This window comes from Umezawaea sp. Da 62-37 (assembly GCF_032460545.1).
Taxonomy (GTDB): Bacteria; Actinomycetota; Actinomycetes; order Mycobacteriales; family Pseudonocardiaceae; genus Umezawaea.
Map to the genome: position 1 here is coordinate 6,960,286 of NZ_CP135965.1, position 16,795 is coordinate 6,977,080.

Sequence of the window (16,795 nt, forward strand, 5' to 3'; positions counted from 1 at the left end):
CCGGTGTTCAGCCACCCAGGTGAGCCAGGAGGAACCCGGCCGTGTCGCCGATCGCCTTGACCTCGTTGACGCGGTTGGTGAACCCGTGGCCCTCGTCGTCGTACACGTCGTACCGGACGTCGACGCCCCGCGCGCGCAGCGCCTCGACGATCTGGTCGCTCTCCGCCTTCACGACGCGCGGGTCGTTGGCGCCCTGGATCACGAACAGCGGCGCGGTGATCGCGTCGACGTGGGTGATCGGCGAGCGCTCCAGCAGGAAGTCGGCCTCGGTGTCCGGGTCGCCGACCCAGTCCGCCATCTCCGCCCGCCACGTCTCCGGGACGGAACGGGCCATGGTCAGCAGGTTCGACGGACCCACCATCGACACCCCGGCCGCCCACAGCCCCGGCAGCCGGGACAGGCACGACAGGGTGGCGAAACCGCCGAAGGACGCGCCCCACACGCCGATGCGCTCCGGGTCGACCCAGTCCAAAGTGGTCAGGTACCCGACGGCGTGCTCGAAGTCGAGCAGCTCGTCGCCGCCCCAGTCGCGCAGGATCAGGCTCTGGTAGGTCTTGCCGTACCCGGTGGAGCCGCGCACGTTCGGCGCGAGCACCGCGACCCCTTGCGACAGCAGGTACTGGTAGAGGCCCGCGTAGTTGTAGAACGGCCGCTCCTGCCCCTCCGGTCCACCGTGGATGGACACCACCACGCCCCGGATCCCCTCGCCGTGCGGGCGGTAGAGCCACGCCGGGACCTCGCGGCCGTCGTGCGTCGGGTAGCGGACCAGTCGCGGCTCCACGAAGGTGACCGCCACGGCGGGCGCGCTGTCGGTCAGGTACCGCAGGGCGCCCTCGGCCAGGTCCAGCGCGACCACCTCGGTCGGCCGCGCGCCGGTGGTGAGCAGGAACGTCAGCACGTCCCCGACCACCGACAGCGACGCGATCACCCCGGCGGGCAGTTCGGGCAGGACGAGCAGTTCGCCGTCGCGCCGGGCGAACAGCCGGGAGATCCCGTCCTCGTTCACCGTCCACGCCGTGGTGGTGCCGCACGTCGCCACCTGCTCCACGTCCCACGCCGGGGTCACCAGGTCGGTGGTCTCGCCGGTCGCGATCGTGTACCGGGCCAGCGCGACGAACTCGCCGTCGGTGTTGTGCCGCAGGTGGAAGGCGGTCGAGTCGGCCGTCCACGGGCCGGGCAGGTGCAGGCGCCTGCCCTCGTGCTCGGTGATCACCAGCGGCACGGCGTCCGGATCGCGCAGGTCGACCAGCACCAGGTTGTTGTCGCTGTTGCTGAGGAAGCCCGACGCGAGCAGCCACCGCCCGTCCGGGGACACGGAGACCGCGTGCAGCATCGTGCCGGGAGTCGACTCGACGCGGCGGACCGCGCCGGTCTCCAGGTCTTGGACCAGCACGTCCTGGACCGCGGGGTCGCGGTCGTTGCCCGCGTAGACCACCGCGCGGCCGTCGGGCGTGAACGGGGTGATCACGCCGTTGTCGTAGATGTTCGCGCCCAGCACGTGCTGGCGGTCCACGGTGTCGGTCAGGCGCCTGGCCTCGCCGCCCCCGGCGTCCACCAGGTACAGCTGGAACTGCTCGTCGCCCTGGAAGTCCGCCGTGTACAGCAGGGATCCGCCGTCGGGCGACCACGCGATCTGCCGGACCGCGTTGTGCGCGTAGTCGGTGAGCTTGCGCGGTTCACCGCCGGCCACCGGGACCACGTGGAGGTCGTGCTGGCCGTCCGCGTTCGCGGCGTAGGCGGCGAACCGCCCGTCCGGTGACAGCGCGACGTTGGAACGGAACCTCTGCCTCGGTGCGAAGTCCTTCGACTCAGCCATGTTTTCCCCCTGGTCGTGGAAGTCGGAGCGGGATCGTGGAGGTGGAGATGTCGACCGGCGTGGTGCCGGGTCTGCGGTTGGACACGAGGCCGCGGTCGACGTAGCGGCTGATCACCTCGTGCACGGCCTCGTTCAGCTCGGCCAGTTCGGCGGCGGTCAGGTGGAGCACGGCGAAGTTCTCCGCCGCCGCGTCGCGCCACTCGACCGGGTACTCGTCCCTGGTGCGCCACCACTCGGAGTGCTGGTGCCGCCTGCGCAGCCAGCGCAGCTCGTCGATGGCCCGCAACGCGCTCAGGCCCTCCTGGTCCAGGTCCTTCGACCGGATCCGGGTCTCCTGCTCGACGAGCCGCCACGGCCGCTGCCTGCCGACGCCGCCCTCGGCCTCCTCGACGAAGCCGTGCCTGGCCAGCAGGCGCAGGTGGAACGAGCAGTTCGACGCGGTAGTGCCCAGTTCGGCGCCCGCCGCGGTGGCGGTGAGCGGACCTTCCTGGGCGAGCAGCTCCATGATCCGGACGCGGAGCGGGTGGCTCAGCGCCCGGAGGTCGTGCGCGTCGGTGAGCTGACGTCTCTCGAAAGACATGTTTCGAAAGTAGTGTTGCGATACCCGATGGGTCAATGCCGAAAGGAGTGGTTGGTGCCAATGGCCCTCGCGGGGAGTGCACTATGGCGCAGTGGAACGGAACCGCGGCACCTCCTACCGGCTCGACCCACCGCCCGACGGCTCGGCGGTCGTCGGCGCGGACATGGGGCCCGGCAGCCTGCTGGACGCGCGCAACGAGGTCGTGCCGTTCCACGGCCGGATCCGCGAACTCGGCACCCTCACCCGCTGGCGCGACGGGACCGCGCGGATGGCGGCCCTGCTGCTGCACGGCGTCGCCGGGGTCGGGAAGTCCAGGCTGGCGGCCAAGTTCGTGGTCGAGAGCCGCGCGGCGGGCTGGACCGTGCTGCTCGCCCGGTACGGCGGGGGCGCGACCGACCTGAGGCCCGCCGCAGGCACCACCCGGCTGCTGGTCGTCGTCGACGACGCCGACCGCTGGCCGTGGCCCGACCTGCGGGACCTGCTGCGCGAACCCTGGCAGCGCACCAGCGCGGAGAGCCGGGTGCTGCTGCTGTCCAGGCTCACCGGCTGGTGGTGGTCCTCGACCCGGCAGCGCGGCGCCGACGTCGGCCACGTGATGTCGGACCTGCCGCTGGTCGCCCGGCCGGAGGAGCACGCGGAGTCGTTCGCGTTGGCGTGCGGGAGGTTCGCGGAGGTCCTCGACGTCGAACGGCCCGGCAGCGGACCCGTGCACGCCGACAGCGCGTTCGACGTGCACCTGGCCGCGCTGGCGGCCGTGCTCGGCGCCGCACCCGGCTCCGGCCGGTCCGACCTGGTGCGGCACCTGATGAGCCGCGACGCCGTGCCCGCGGGGTCGCACCGGCTGGCCGAGGACTTCCTCGCCGTCGTGCTGCTGGACCACCGGATCGCCGCCGAGGAGTCCGCGAAGGGCCTGGCGACCCTCGTGCAGGCCGCCCGCCGGTGGCCGCACCTGCGCAGGCGCGCCGAGACGATGTTCACCGCGAACCCCGCCCTGGCCCGCACCGCGAGCGCGTCGACGTTGTTGGCGCTGACCGAGATGTCGTCGATCCCGCTGCTGCGGGCCATCGCGCCGCACGTGTTCGAGGAGCGCCGGTTCACCGGCGACGTGCTGCCCGCCGTGCTGACCAGGCGGCTCGTCGAGCACGCCGTGGCCAACGGCGCGGACCCGCTGGAGCACGCGGAGCTGTACGGGATGCTGGCCGCGCGGGCCGCCTTGGCGGAGCTGCGCGACGAGGCGCTGACCGCCGCGCACCGGGCGGTCGCGCTGTACCGGGAACTCGCCGCGCCCGAGACCTCCGAACACCGGCCCGCGCTCGCGGAGTCGTTGGGGGACCTGGGACTCCGCTACGTCGCGGTGCGCCGCCCGGTGGAGGCGCTGGTCGCGGCGGGCGAGTCCGTGGCGCTGTACGAGGAGATCGCGGCCGACGACCCGGACAGCGCGCCGCGGCTCGCGGTGGCGTTGGAGCAGCTGTCGTCGCGGTGCGCGGCGGTGGGCAGGCGCGAGGACGCCGTCGAGGCGGTCGGCCGGGCCACCGCGCTGTACCAGGAGCTGTCCGCGCGCGGCCCCGGACTGTTCCGGCTGGACTTCGCCAAAGCGGGCCACCAGCTCGCCGTGCGGCTGTTCGACGTGGGCCGCACCTCCGAGGCGTCCGAGGTGGCCGGGCGCGCCGTGACGGCGTGGCGCGCGGTCGCCGAGTCCGATCCGCGCTTCGAACCGGAGTTCGCCAGGATGCTGGCGCGGATCGGGATGGTGTTGCGCACCAACGACATGCGCGACGAGGCCATCGAGGTGGTCGAGGAGTCGATCGTCGTGCTGCGCAGACTGGTCGCGGTGAACCCGCGCGGGTTCGAACCCGACCTGGCCGTGGCGCTGGTGTCCGGCAGCGCCCTGCTGCTGGAGGCCGACCGCCGGTCCGACGCCGTGCGCCTGGCCGACGAGGCGGTCGCCGTGCGCCGCCGCGCCGCCGAGTCCGGCCTGCCCGACGACCAGGCCGCGCTCGCCGCCGCCCTGTGCCACCTCGTCACGACGTCCGACCGCTTCGAGGACCGGCTCGCCGCCGCGGAGGAGGCGGTGGTGCTGCTGCGCCGCTCCACCGCCCACGGCGTGGAACTCGCCATGGCGCTCACGTCGCTGGCGGGTGTGCTCCTGTACGACCGCCGCGACTACGAGGCCCACCGCGCCGTCGACGACGTCCTGCACATCACCCGCCGCCTGCCCCGGCAACTGCTCGTCGTCGAAGGCCCGCGCCTGACCAGCGCCATGATCTCGCTCGCCGACGAGCTGTCGGCGGTCCGCCACCACGGCAAGGCCGTGGAACTGGCGGAGCAGGTGGTCGCGATCTGGCGAGACCTCACCGACCCGGCCGCCCACCTGTACGCCCTGCACCGGCTCGCCCTCGTCCTCGACGACGCCCGCCGCCACGACGAGGCCCGCGACGTGGCGCACACCGCCGTCGTCCTCTGGCACCTGCTCCGCACCCCGGAGGACCTCACCGCCGACATCGGCTACGCCGAGGCCCTCGCCGGTTACGCCAGGTTCTGCGCGGAGACCGGCACCGGCCTCGACCACGCCCTCGACGCCGCCCACCGCGCCGTCGTGGTCGCCCGCAAGGCGAACAGCTCCCCCGCGGGCCTCACCCGCGCCCTCACCGCCGTCGACCTCGTCCTGGACGCCGCCGCCACGCCGTCGTGAGCCTGCGATTGTCGTCAGGCTCCACCGTGTTGTGACGGCCGCGGCAACCTGTTGCCGCTACCTGCTGATCACCGCCGCTGCCTGCGCCGTGCACTCGTGACCACGACCGGGTGACCCGATTCCCGGCACACCGCGGAACTGTCGGACCCCCTGGCTACTGTCGATATCCGGGGGCCCAATTCCCGGTGGATCACCTCAGCGTGACCGAACGTCCCCCGGTCGAGTGGCGGCGGTTCAGTGGCGGCGTCTGAGTGGCAGCGCTGGGTGGCGGCAGCCGGGTGACGGCAACCGGGTGGCGGCATCGAGCGAGAGCGCCGCGTGAAAGCAGTCGAGTGGCAGCAGCCGCTACAGCCGCTCGAAGACGAGGTCGTAGTCCTTGCGCCAGGTCGACCCGCGATCGTCGGACGCCTCCCAGCGGCCGTCGATCCGTCCGGGCCCGATGTCGGCGATGAACCGCTGGAACATGTCGGGGTCCTCGCGGTCCAGGACCCACCGCGCGCCGTCGAACGTCATGGCGAAAACCCGGCACACGCCTCGTTCGTCGTGGTAGAGCGCCGTGTAGGCGTCGTTCGCGTCGCTGCGGCCGAGCACCAGGACCATCTCGCTCGTGCCCTTCCCGACATCGCCTTCCATCGTCCAGCGGAAGACCACGAACGCGTCGCCGAGCCACTCGACCGTCGCCGAACCCGGCACTTCCAGGTCCGCGGGCTCCAGGAACCAGGCGTTCCGCATCGTCGTCCGCCACGATCCGACCAGGACGTCCAACCGACCCATGGCCTCGCCGCGCATCGCTTCCTCCTTGATATTGGCGGTGGAACCGTTGCGCCTCAACGGACTCGGCTGGGTGCCATCATGGTGCAGCGCACCTGCGCCATGGCGGTAATGCGCACGGGGTGTCTCGGCGCGTCCGCGTCAGCAGGATGCCACCTGGCAACGCCGCTCGCAGCGCCGGCGCGAGTTCACCGGGTTCGGCGCCCTCGCGCATCGCCGCAGGGGCCGACAATTCGGGTCTGCGGTTCGGTACGGCGGTGCGCCACCTGGATTTGGGCCCCCGGATTTCCAAGCTACGTGCGGGGTCCGACAGTTTCGGCTCGGAGACGGACGCTGAACGCGTTGCCGCGCCGGACCGAACCTGCCGGACCGGAAATGTCGGACCCCACCGCTACCGTCGAGATCCGGGGGCCCAAAATCAGCCTGTAGCCACCGATCAGCCCGTGGTCACCGACCAACTCCGTCACCAACCAGCCCCCATCACCGATCAGCCCGTCGTCACCAGCGACCGCAGGAAGAACGCCACGTTCGCCGGGCGTTCGGCCAGCCGTCGCATGAAGTAGCCGTACCACTCGTCGCCGTAGGGCAGGTACACGCGCATGGTGTTGCCCGCCGCGGCGATCCGCTTCTGCTCCTCCGGCCGGATCCCGTACAGCATCTGGAACTCGTAGCTGTCCGGCGTCCGCGAGCCCGCCAGGTCCGCGGCGATCGCGATCAGCCGCGGGTCGTGCGAGGCGACCATCGGGTAGCCCTCGCCCGCCATGAGCACCTTCAGGCACCGCACGTACGACCGGTCGACGTCACCCTTGTCCTGGTACGCCACCGAAGCGGGCTCCCGGTAGGCGCCCTTGCACAGCCGCACCCGCGACCCGGCGTGGGCGAGGTCGCGGCAGTCCTGCTCGGTCCGCCTCAGGTAGGCCTGGAGCACCGCGCCGACCCACGGGAAGTCCACCCGCAGTTCCCGCAGGACGTCCAACGTGGAGTCGGTGGTGGTGTGGTCCTCCATGTCCAGCGTCACGGTCGTGCCCACGGTGCCGGCCGCCACGCAGATCTTCCGCGCGTTCTCCAGCGCGATCTTCCCGCCGTCCACCGCCAGCGACCGCCCGACGGCGGACAGCTTGACCGACACCTCGGCCCGGTCCGCGTAACCCGCCTCGTCCAACCGGGACAGCAACTCCGTGTACGCCGCCACCGTGGCGTCGGCCTGGGCCGCGTCGAGGGTGTCCTCGCCGAGGTGGTCCAAGGTCACGTACCGACCATCCGCCACGAGCGTGCCGGTGGCGCGGATCGCCGCGTCCACGTCCTCGCCCGCGATGAAGCGGTCCACCACCGGGCGGGTCAGCGGAGTGCCCTCCACCAACCTGCGGGTGCCGGTGGAACGGGCGGCGGCCAGAAGAGTGGAGCGGAGCATGGCGGTTCTCCCTCAGCCCTGGTGCGGGTAGCGGTAGGAGGTCGGAGCCACGAAGGTCTCCTTGATGGAACGCGGGCTCACCCAGCGGAGCAGGTTGTGGATCGAGCCCGCCTTGTCGTTGGTGCCCGACGCGCGGCCACCGCCGAACGGCTGCTGGCCGACGACCGCGCCGGTCGGCTTGTCGTTGACGTAGAAGTTGCCCGCCGCGAAGCGCAGCTCGCTCATGGCGTGCGCGACGGCGCCGCGGTCCTGCGCGATGATCGCGCCGGTCAGCGCGTACGGCGACGCGCTCTCCATCTGCCGCAGCACCTTGTCGTAGTCGGCGTCGTCGTAGACGTGCACCGACAGCACCGGGCCGAAGTACTCGGTGGTGAACACCTCGTGCGCCGGGTCGGTGCCGAGCAGCACGGTCGGCTGCACGAAGAAGCCGTCGGTGTCGTCGGCGGTGCCGCCCGCGACGACCTCCAGCGTGCTGTCCGATCGGGCCGCGGTGAGCACGCCGGAGAGCTTGTCGAACGAGCGGCGGTCGATGACCGCGCCCATGAAGTTGTCGAAGTCGGTCACGTCGCCGACGGTCAGGGAGGCCACGTCCGCGAGGAACGCGTCCTTCATCCGGCCCCACACCGAGCGCGGCACGTAGGCGCGGGACGCGGCGGAGCACTTCTGGCCCTGGTACTCGAACGCGCCGCGCACGAGCGCCGTGCGCAGGATGTCGACGTCCGCGGACGGGTGCGCGAGCACGAAGTCCTTACCGCCGGTCTCGCCGACGATCCGCGGATAGCTCCGGTAGGACGCGATGTTGGCGCCGACCTGGCCCCAGAGGTGCTGGAACGTGCGGGTCGAGCCGGTGAAGTGGATGCCCGCGAGGTCCGGCGCGGACAGCGCGACCTCGGACACGGCGATGCCGTCGCCGGGCAGCAGGTTGATGACGCCGGGCGGCATCCCCGCCTCTTCGAGCAGCCGCATAGTCAGCTGGGCGGCGAAGCTCTGCGTGGGGGACGGCTTCCACAGCACCACGTTGCCCATCAGCGCGGGCGCGGTGGGCAGGTTCGCCGCGATGGCGGTGAAGTTGAACGGCGTGATCGCGTAGACGAAGCCCTCGAGCGGGCGGTGGTCGGTGCGGTTCCACACGCCGGTGGAGCTGGCGGGCTGCTCGGCGAGCAGGGTGCGGCCGAAGGCCACGTTGAAGCGCCAGAAGTCGGCCAGCTCGCACGCCGCGTCGATCTCGGCCTGGATGGCGGTCTTGGACTGGCCCAGCATCGTGGCCGCGTTGATCGTGGACCGCCACGGGCCGGTCAGCAGGTCGGCCGCGCGCAGCAGGATCGCGGCGCGGTCGTCGTAGGACAGCGCGCGCCACGCGGGGGCGGCGGCGCGGGCCGCGGCCAGCGCGTCCTCGGTGTCCTGGTGGGTGGCGCTCGGGAAGGTGCCGAGCACCGCGCGGTGGTTGTGCGGCTGGACGACGTCGAACCGCGCCCCGCCGCCCGACCGCTGCTCGCCGCCGATGGTCAGGGTCCCCTCGAGCGGCTCCTTGACCAGCTCGACGAGCTTGGCCTGCAGTTCGGTGCGCTCCGGCGAACCGGGGGCGTACTGCAGGACCGGCTCGTTCACCGGCGACGGAACCCTGGTCACAGCGTCCACGAGCAGCTCCTCCACGAAAGCGGATGTCTTCCGCAACCGTAGGTCGCGGAGACCGGCCGGCCTTTGTCCTGCCGGCTAGGATCGGGGTACCCACTTGGCCGAACGGACAAAGATGAGTCTCCAGGAAGTGCTGATGGCCCTGGGGGACCCGCTGGTCGAGCTCCAGGTGGCTCCCCGCGGGCTCGACGTGGCCGTGCTGGACGTCGTGATCATGGACCCGGACGACGTCCCCGACATCCGCGCGGGCGACCTCGCGCTGGTCATCGGCGCTCGCGGGCGGGCGGCGTTGCCGCTGGTCAGGGCGGCGGGCGCGCGAGGTGCGGTGGCCGTGGCGGTCAAGGTGGACGGGCCCGTCCCGCAGCTCCGGCAGGCCGCCGTCGACGCGGGGGTCGCGCTCGTCGCGGTTCGCCCGGAGGTCCGCTGGGAGCACCTCGAATCGCTGGCCAGAGCCGTGCTGACCGCCCCGGCTGACAACGGCGAGGTGCTCGGCGACCTGTTCGCGCTGGCCCAGACGATCGCCTCGCTGACCGGCGGCATCGTGAGCATCGAGGACACCTCCAGCCGGGTGCTCGCGTACTCGCGGTCCAGCGACGAGGTGGACGAACTGCGCAGGCTCTCCATCCTCGGCAGGCAGGGACCGGAGCCGTACCTGAAGATGCTTCGCGATTGGGGCGTCTACCAACTGCTCCGATCCGGTGAGGAGGTCGTGCGGATCGACGAGCGCCCCGAACTCGGCATCCGCCGCCGGATCGCCATCGGCATCCACGCCGGACCGACGCCGCTCGGCACGATCTGGGTCCAGGAAGGTGACGCACCGCTCACCGAACAGGCCGAGCGCGCCCTGCTCGGGGCCGCCCGCGTGACCGCCCTGCACCTCGTCCAACGGCGCAACGAGCCCACCGCGGCGTTCCGGGAGAACCTGCTCGCCTCCCTGCTGGACGGTCGGACGGACGCCGAGTCGGTGGCCGGGCAGATCGGCGCGGACCCCGGCAAACCGGCCGCCGTCGTCGTCTTCACCTCCCGCGACGAGTCCGCCGACCGCACCCAGGCCGAGCTGCGCCGGGCCGAGCTGACCGGGCTGATCTCGGTGCACGCCGCCGCCTACCGGCGCAGCGCGCTCGTCACGCAGGTCGGCGCGCGGACCTACGTGCTGCTGCCCGACCTGCCTCCCGGCGCCCAACTCCTCAGCCTCACCAAGGAGATCGTGACGACCGCCCGCAAGCACATCGGGCTCGGCGTGCGGGCCGCCGTCGGCTCCACGGTGTCCACCCTGGACGAGGTCGGCGTGTCCCGGCAGGAGGCGGACCGGGTGCTCGACGCGATGGGCCGCGACCTGGACGCCGACGTGGCGACGCTGGCCGACGTCCGGTCGCGGGTGCTCGTCAGCGAGACCCTCGCCCTGCTCGCCGCCAACCCGCGCGTCCGCGACCCGAGGCTCGACAAGCTCGACGGCGAACTCGGCCGGTCCGTGCTGGCCTACCTCGACGCGTTCGGCGACGTTCGCTCGGCGGCCCGCGTGCTGCACGTCCACCCGAACACGCTCCGCTACCGGGTGCGCCGCGCCGCGGAGGTCTCCGGCGTCGACCTGGACGACCCGTTGCAGAGGCTGTTCGCGCAACTGCAGCTGAGGTTGGGCTGAGGTTCTTCCCTTCGTTTACCCAATTCGGACAACGCACCTCATACTCTGAGGTGGGGACACATCGAAAGGAAACCGGGCTGTTGACCGTCGACGCGGCAGGCAAGCGGGGCAGCGACTTCGCTGAGCTGTCCCGGACCATCAAGCAGGCGGGTCTGCTCGAACGCAGGATCCGCTACTACACCTTCAGGCTGGTGGGCAACGCGCTGGCGCTGGCGCTCGCGGTGACGACCTTCGTGCTCGTGGGCGACTCCTGGTGGCAACTCGCCGTCGCGGTCCTCATGGGCGTGCTGTTCACCCAGCTCGCGTTCCTGGGCCACGACGCGGGCCACCGCCAGATGTTCCAGAGCAGGAAGGCCAACGACCTGGTCGGCCTGGTGCACGGCAACCTGCTCACCGGCGTCAGCTACGGCTGGTGGATCGGCAAGCACAACCGGCACCACGCAAACCCGAACCACATCGACGAGGACCCCGACGTCGACATCTCGGTGCTGGCCTTCACCTCCGAGCAGTCGCTGACGAAGAAGGGGATCTTCCGCTTCATCACCAAGCACCAGGCGGTCTTCTTCTTCCCGCTGCTGCTGCTCGAGGGCTTCAGCCTGCACGTCATCAGCGTGAACGCGATCGTGCGCAAGCAGGTGAAGGGCTGGGGCCTCGAGGCGTCCCTGCTCGCCGTGCACGTCGTCGGCTACCTCGCCGCGGTGTTCCTGGTGATGTCGCCCCTCAAGGGCGTCCTGTTCATCCTGGTGCACCAGGCCATGTTCGGCCTCTACATGGGCGTCTCGTTCGCGCCCAACCACAAGGGCATGCCGGTGCTGACCGACGAGCACGAGTTCGACTTCCTGCGCAAGCAGGTCCTCACCTCCCGCAACGTGAACGGGAACTGGTTCACCGACCTGGCGCTCGGCGGCCTCAACTACCAGATCGAGCACCACCTCTTCCCCAGCATGCCCCGCCCGAACCTGCGCCGGGCGCAGGGGCTCGTGCGCGAGTTCTGCGACCGGCACTCGATCTCCTACGCCCAGTGCGGCCTGTTCAGGTCGTACGGGTACGTGCTCCAGCACCTGCACGAGGCGGGTGCGCCGCTGCGCGGTGCAGCCAAGCTCGCTCCATCAGCGTCCAGCTAGTCGTAGTCAGCAGGTAGACGCCCGCGGCGAGCGGCAGCACCGCCGCCATCAGCACGGTGCCGAACGGCAGGAACCGCAGGACCCGCGCGAGCGGGACCTGCGGTGCCCCCGTTCCGCTCGGCCGTCATCGCCTGCCACCGGAAGGTGCCGTAGGCGACGAGGGCGATCAGCGCGCACACGCCGAGGAACACCGGGGTGTGCTGGTAGGAGCCGTACCAGCGGGTGCCCAGCGGCGCCCCGAACAGCGTGCCGTCGAGCAGCGGGTTCGGCGTGGTGACCAGCCGGTACATGATCATGAAGAACGGCGCCTGCGCGAGCATCGGCAGGAATCCGGCGAACAGCGACGTCCCGGAGTCCTTGTAGAGCTCCATGGTGGCTTCCGCGAGCTTGGCGGAGTCCTTGCCGTGCTTCTTGCGCAGCTTCTCCACCTGCGGCGCGAGCGCGGACTTGGCCTTCTCGGCGCGCACCGAGGCGCGCGTCAGCGGGTGCACCAGCAGTCGGACGAGCATGGTGAACAGGACGATGGCGGCAACGGGCGTGGCGAACCCGGCCAGGGCTGAGCCCAGGGCGTGGAACATGGGTGTACTCCGTCGGAGTCGAGCGGGAAGAACCGGACCTAGGCAGCGGGAAGGCTGCGTCCGGGTGCTCGGGGACGGGGACGGCCGGCGGCGTCGGGATCGCGCAGGCGGAGGAACGCGGTGCGCATGGCCTTCTCGCGCAACGACAGCGAGCGGGTCCACGCGGGCGCGGTCCGCGGGGCCAGGGGACCGGCCACCAGCAGCAGGACGACGGCCAGCGCGGTGATCGCGGCCAGCAGTTCGGCCGGGTTGTGGAACAGGGTGACCGCGTACACGGCCGGGAACAGGGCCGGGAACAGCATGACGAGCAGCAACTGGAGCCGCTGCCGTTTCGTCATGCCGCCACTGCAACCGGAACCGCTCGCGTCCCGGTGGCCGATCCGCGGACCTGGGGGCGACCCAACACGACCCAACACGACCTGACAGGTGTCAGACGACGAGTGCGGGCCGGTCCGGGTGGTCGTAGCGCACGACCACGTCGGCCCGCGGCTCGTAGTCGGAGTAGGCGGGCAGCGTCCACTCCCACTCGGCGGGCGTCTTCCGCGCCAGCGCCCCCGGCGACAGCCAGAGGTGCGCCGACAGCTCCACCGGCAGCCCCCGGTCCAGCAGCAGCGACCCGTCGAGCAGCAGCACACCGCCCGACCCGAGTTCCACGTACCCGGCCCGGCTGGCCCGGTCCGCCACCGCGTCCCACAGCGACGGGAGCACCCGGCCGTTCCCGCCGGGCGCGAGCGGGGCGAGCACCTCCCTCACCAGCCCGCCCACGTCGAGCCACTCGTCGCGGAACGCCGTCGGGTCGAACCGCCCGTGCTCCAGCCGCACGGACGCGGGCCGCAGGAAGTCGCCTGCCGACACCCGCAGGGCAGGCCGCCCGAGCGCCCGCAGCGGGTCCACCATGGCGTCGGCCACCCCGCCGGGCGACGCGGCCGCGGCCCCGTCCACGACCACGCGGGCCCAGCCGTCACGGGGCAGCGCGTCGACGCGCGCGACCAGTTCGTCCACGAGCGCCGCGGGGGTCAGCGGTCGGATGTTCACGGCAGCGGGTAGTCCTCCCAGCCCTCCGGCAGGGTCGGCACGGGCCAGTCCGGATCGGGCTCCCAGTCGGCCCACTTCGGATCCCACCACGTCGTCCCGGTGGTCAGCATGGCCTCGATGTCCACGCCCTGCCGCCGGATCCGCTCGGCCAGTTCGGGGGAGTACTTGCCCTCCAGCACCTGGCGCTCGAAGTCCTCGCGGTCCTTCTCGATCCACTCGCCCTCGGCGGGCACCCAGTAGTCCAGCTCGTGGTCGAGGGTGTCGAAGCCCAGCTCGGTGCGGCGGTACGGGTCCTGGAGGTTCAGGTACCAGCCGCCGAACTTCCGCTGCTCGCCGTGCCAGTACAGGTCGACCGAGTACGCCTCGTCCGGCCGGTGCATCTGGAGCTTGCCGTTGCCGTGCCAGTGCGAGTTGCCCGCGACCTGCCAGCCGTGCGGCCAGTGGTGGTCCGGGAACCCGAAACGGGTGCCGGGGACGACGAAGACGACCAGCAGCCCCGGCTCGTCCAGCACCACCCTCGACGGAGTCACGGCCCACGGCCTGCCGTGCAGGACCTCGCGGCGCAGCGCCGTGTCCCCAGGTTGGAAATACCCCATGTGACCAGCCTAGAGGTCGCCGGAGACGCACCCGAACAGCCCTGGTGCGACAGGTCTGGACCTATCAGACTAGTGGTCTAGTCCTCTTTCGAGTGTCAGGCCGCCACCAAACACCGTCGAGGGAGACCTTCTCGTGGAAGCGCGCAAATTCGGACTGGTGGCCCTGCTCGCGTCGTTCGCCGTCGCGCTGCCGATGCTCATGACGGGCGTCGCGCAGGGCCACGGCTCGGCCCAGGGCCCGTTCAGCCGCACCTACAACTGCCGGTGGAACGAGAACCCGGAGGCTCCGACCTCCGGCGGCTGCAAGGCGGCCGTCGCGGCCGGTGGCACGCAGGCGATGTACGACTGGCACGAGGTGAACATCGCCAACGCCGCGGGCAACAGCCGGTCGATCATCCCCGACGGCAAGCTGTGCAGCGCGGGCCGCGACAAGTACAAGGGCCTGGACCTGCCCCGGACGGACTGGGCGACCACGAAGCTGACCAGCGGGGCGAACATCACGTTCGCGCTGAAGGCGACCGCGCCGCACAAGGGGTCCTTCGAGCTGTTCAACACGAAGAACGGCTACAACCCGCTGTCGCCGCTCAAGTGGAGCGACCTCGACCCGTCGTTCGCGAAGGTCACCGATCCCGCGCTGGTCAACGGGGTGTACCAGATCAACGTGAAGCTGCCCGCCGGCAAGTCCGGTCGGCACCTGATCTACGTGGTGTGGCAGCGCTCGGACAGCCCGGAGGCGTTCTACTCCTGCTCGGACGTCGTGTACTAGGGGAGCGAAGCCCGGCCCCCGGCGCGCAATCGTCTCAATGCTCACTCCTGATTGTCAAGGCGGGAAAGATACCTTGACAATCAGGAGTGAGCAGGAGGGCGCTTCGTATCGGGGGCAGGGGTAGTTCCGGCTTCGCCGGCATCGGCCTCGCTGACAAGGCATCCGGTCAGCCGTCCGAGGCCGATGCCCGCCGCAACTGCCCCGCCACCAAGTCCCGCCGCACGTCGTCGCGGGGCAGCGCCCGCACCAACCGGTCCAGCGCCTCCACGTCGTCGCACCCGCCGTCGGTGCGGGTGAACTCCCACAGGCCCTCCGCGTCCCCGGCCGCGATCACCGCCCGCCGCACGCCCGCCAGCAGGTCCTCCCGCTCGTCGCGCACGACCGGCGCCTCCGACCTCGGCAGCAGCGCGCCCCGGTACCCCGACGCGGCGGCCGTGACGTCCCCGCGCCGCAACGCGTCCCGCACCGCGACGAAGTCGCCCCGCACCTCGGCCCGCAGCCGGTACGGCTTGGTCAGCAGCGTCCCCGCGCCCAATTGCGCCCGCAGCCGGTGCAGTTCGGCGCGGACCGTGGCCGGGTTGCCGCGGGCGCCGTAGACCTTGAGCGCCAACTGGTCGGCGGTCAGCCCCCGCGGGTGCAGCGCCAGCGCGGTCAGCAGTTCCGCGTGCCGGGAGGTCAACGGCAGTTCGCGGCCGTTCAGCACGGCGCCGGGGCGCTCGATGCCGAGGAACGTCAACGACAGCAGGGGTTGCCGGGTCTGCCCGGTCGGTCGCGCCACGCGCAGCAGGAAGCCCTCGGCCAGCGGTTCCAGCACGCCTTCGCGGCCGTCCCGCAACCGCACCCGGTCCAGGGTCGGGTCGATCCGCGCGGGCAGCAGGCCGTGGGGCTCGGCGACGAGCACCCGGCCGGTCGGTCCGAGCAGGGCACCGGGTTCGCCGCGCAACGCGATGAGGTGGCGCATGTTGCGCGACCGCAGGCGTTCGTCGCCCTCGTCGAGCCGCAGCCGCAGGGCGTTCTCGGCGAGCTTCGCGGCGGCCGCCACCAGCGGGCCCATCGCCGGGTGCACGGTGCTCAGCGGCCCGCTGATGTCCACCGAGCCGATCGTGGCGCCGGTGTCCGGGTCGTGCACGGGGCTCGCCGCGCACGTCCACCCGTGGTAGGTCCGCACCAGGTGCTCGGCGGAGTGCACGACGACCGGGGTGTCCACGGCCAGGGCGATGCCGACCGCGTTCGTGCCGATCGCGTCCTCGGTGCACCGGGCGCCCTCGGCCAGCGGTTCGAGCACGCCGACGCGGCCGTCGGGCAGCACCAGCCGGTCGACGTCGACCGCGATCCTGGCGGGCAGCATGCCCAGCGGCTCGGTCGCCAGCACCCGGCCGGTCGGGCTGAGCAGCGCGCCGGGCTCGCCGCGCAGCGCGGTGAGGTGCCGCATGTTCCGCGCCCGCAGCCGTTCGTCCCTGGTCGCGACCTGGAGCTGGAGCTGCCCCTCGGCCAGCCTGGCCGCCGCGGACACCAGCGCGCCCATGGCCGGGTGGACCGTCCGGAGTGGACCGCTGATGTCGACCACGCCCAGCATCCGGCCGGTGTCCGGGTCGCGCACGGGACTCGCCGCGCACGTCCACCCGTGGTAGGCCCGCACCAGGTGCTCGGCGGAGTGCACGGTGACCGGCCTGCCGAGCGCGAGGGCCGTGCCCATGGCGTTGGTGCCGCTGGCCTCCTCGCTCCACCGCGCGCCCTCGGTCAGGTGCACCCGGTCGGCCAGCCTGCGGATCTCCGACTCCCCCTCGCACCACAGGACGTTGCCGTGCGCGTCGGTGATGATCATGACGTGCATCGCCTCGTCCGCGATGCTCACCAGCGTCTCGCGCAGCATCGGCAGCACGGACGCGAGCGGGTGCGCCTCCCTCAGGTCCAGGACCTCGTTCGCCGCGTACACCACGGGCGCCTCGCGCTGGTCCGGGTCGACCCGCGCGGCCAGGGAGCGGTGCCACGACTCCGAGATCACCGGACGCGGCTCGCCCGAGCCACCGCCGAGCACCGCGTCGTAGACCCGGCTCAGCGCGCGCGAACGCGACTCGGACTCGTCGACAGGGCGCATGGGGGGACCTCCGCACCCAGGATGACCCGCGATTACCCGTTTCGGCAACCC

The 16,795-nt window shown here is 71.9% G+C and carries 14 protein-coding genes; 4 read left to right on the plus strand and 10 right to left on the minus strand.

The window, feature by feature from the left end; translation table 11 throughout:
• Nucleotides 1-7 precede the first annotated feature (7 nt).
• Nucleotides 8-1,816: a S9 family peptidase gene (locus RM788_RS32150; protein WP_315922076.1), complete on the minus strand. Its 1,809-nt coding sequence runs from the start codon at nt 1,814-1,816 to the stop codon at nt 8-10.
• Complete coding sequence (locus tag RM788_RS32155) at nt 1,809-2,396, minus strand: ArsR/SmtB family transcription factor (protein ID WP_315922078.1); 588 nt, start codon at nt 2,394-2,396, stop codon at nt 1,809-1,811. The genes RM788_RS32150 and RM788_RS32155 overlap by 8 nt, the downstream gene beginning before the upstream one ends.
• A gap of 91 nt (nt 2,397-2,487) precedes the next feature.
• Between RM788_RS32155 and RM788_RS32160 the strand changes: the two genes are divergently transcribed.
• Complete coding sequence (locus RM788_RS32160) at nt 2,488-5,088, plus strand: hypothetical protein (protein WP_315922080.1); 2,601 nt, start codon at nt 2,488-2,490, stop codon at nt 5,086-5,088.
• Between the two features lie 345 nt (nt 5,089-5,433).
• Here RM788_RS32160 and RM788_RS32165 read toward each other — a convergent pair whose 3' ends face one another.
• The 3 genes from RM788_RS32165 to pruA form a co-directional block, all read right to left on the minus strand.
• Nucleotides 5,434-5,877, minus strand: a complete 444-nt coding sequence (locus RM788_RS32165) for a hypothetical protein (RefSeq protein ID WP_315922082.1) — start codon at nt 5,875-5,877, stop codon at nt 5,434-5,436.
• Nucleotides 5,878-6,346: 469 nt separating this feature from the next.
• On the minus strand, nt 6,347-7,270 hold the full coding sequence (locus RM788_RS32170; RefSeq protein ID WP_315922084.1) for a proline dehydrogenase family protein: 924 nt from the start codon (nt 7,268-7,270) through the stop codon (nt 6,347-6,349).
• A gap of 12 nt (nt 7,271-7,282) precedes the next feature.
• Nucleotides 7,283-8,908 (minus strand): L-glutamate gamma-semialdehyde dehydrogenase, encoded by a 1,626-nt coding sequence (pruA, locus tag RM788_RS32175; RefSeq protein WP_315922086.1) that lies wholly within the window; start codon nt 8,906-8,908, stop codon nt 7,283-7,285.
• A 112-nt stretch (nt 8,909-9,020) separates the two neighbouring features.
• Between pruA and RM788_RS32180 the strand changes: the two genes are divergently transcribed.
• Nucleotides 9,021-10,547: a PucR family transcriptional regulator gene (locus tag RM788_RS32180; protein ID WP_315922088.1), complete on the plus strand. Its 1,527-nt coding sequence runs from the start codon at nt 9,021-9,023 to the stop codon at nt 10,545-10,547.
• Nucleotides 10,548-10,624: 77 nt separating this feature from the next.
• Nucleotides 10,625-11,671 carry a fatty acid desaturase family protein gene (locus RM788_RS32185; RefSeq protein ID WP_399345159.1) on the plus strand — a complete coding sequence of 349 codons (1,047 nt, stop codon included), beginning with the start codon at nt 10,625-10,627 and terminating at the stop codon, nt 11,669-11,671.
• Here RM788_RS32185 and RM788_RS32190 read toward each other — a convergent pair.
• The 4 genes from RM788_RS32190 to RM788_RS32205 form a co-directional block, all read right to left on the minus strand.
• Nucleotides 11,668-12,249 carry a YidC/Oxa1 family membrane protein insertase gene (locus RM788_RS32190; RefSeq protein ID WP_315922092.1) on the minus strand — a complete coding sequence of 194 codons (582 nt, stop codon included), beginning with the start codon at nt 12,247-12,249 and terminating at the stop codon, nt 11,668-11,670. The two genes, RM788_RS32185 and RM788_RS32190, sit on opposite strands and share 4 nt — an antisense overlap.
• Nucleotides 12,250-12,287: 38 nt before the next feature.
• On the minus strand, nt 12,288-12,587 hold the full coding sequence (locus tag RM788_RS32195) for a DUF6412 domain-containing protein (protein ID WP_315922094.1): 300 nt from the start codon (nt 12,585-12,587) through the stop codon (nt 12,288-12,290).
• Nucleotides 12,588-12,678: 91 nt separating this feature from the next.
• Entirely contained in the window at nt 12,679-13,284 is a 606-nt protein-coding gene (locus tag RM788_RS32200) for a nucleoside/nucleotide kinase family protein (RefSeq protein ID WP_315922096.1), read from the minus strand.
• Nucleotides 13,281-13,880, minus strand: a complete 600-nt coding sequence (locus RM788_RS32205; protein ID WP_315922098.1) for a DUF402 domain-containing protein — start codon at nt 13,878-13,880, stop codon at nt 13,281-13,283. The genes RM788_RS32200 and RM788_RS32205 overlap by 4 nt, the downstream gene beginning before the upstream one ends.
• A gap of 133 nt (nt 13,881-14,013) precedes the next feature.
• Here RM788_RS32205 and RM788_RS32210 point away from each other — a divergent pair, with 133 nt between their 5' ends.
• On the plus strand, nt 14,014-14,646 hold the full coding sequence (locus tag RM788_RS32210) for a lytic polysaccharide monooxygenase auxiliary activity family 9 protein (protein WP_315922100.1): 633 nt from the start codon (nt 14,014-14,016) through the stop codon (nt 14,644-14,646).
• 166 nt (nt 14,647-14,812) lie between these two features.
• On the opposite strand, the gene RM788_RS32215 is transcribed toward RM788_RS32210, so the two are convergent.
• Nucleotides 14,813-16,744 carry a GAF domain-containing protein gene (locus tag RM788_RS32215; RefSeq protein WP_315922102.1) on the minus strand — a complete coding sequence of 644 codons (1,932 nt, stop codon included), beginning with the start codon at nt 16,742-16,744 and terminating at the stop codon, nt 14,813-14,815.
• Nucleotides 16,745-16,795 lie beyond the last annotated feature (51 nt).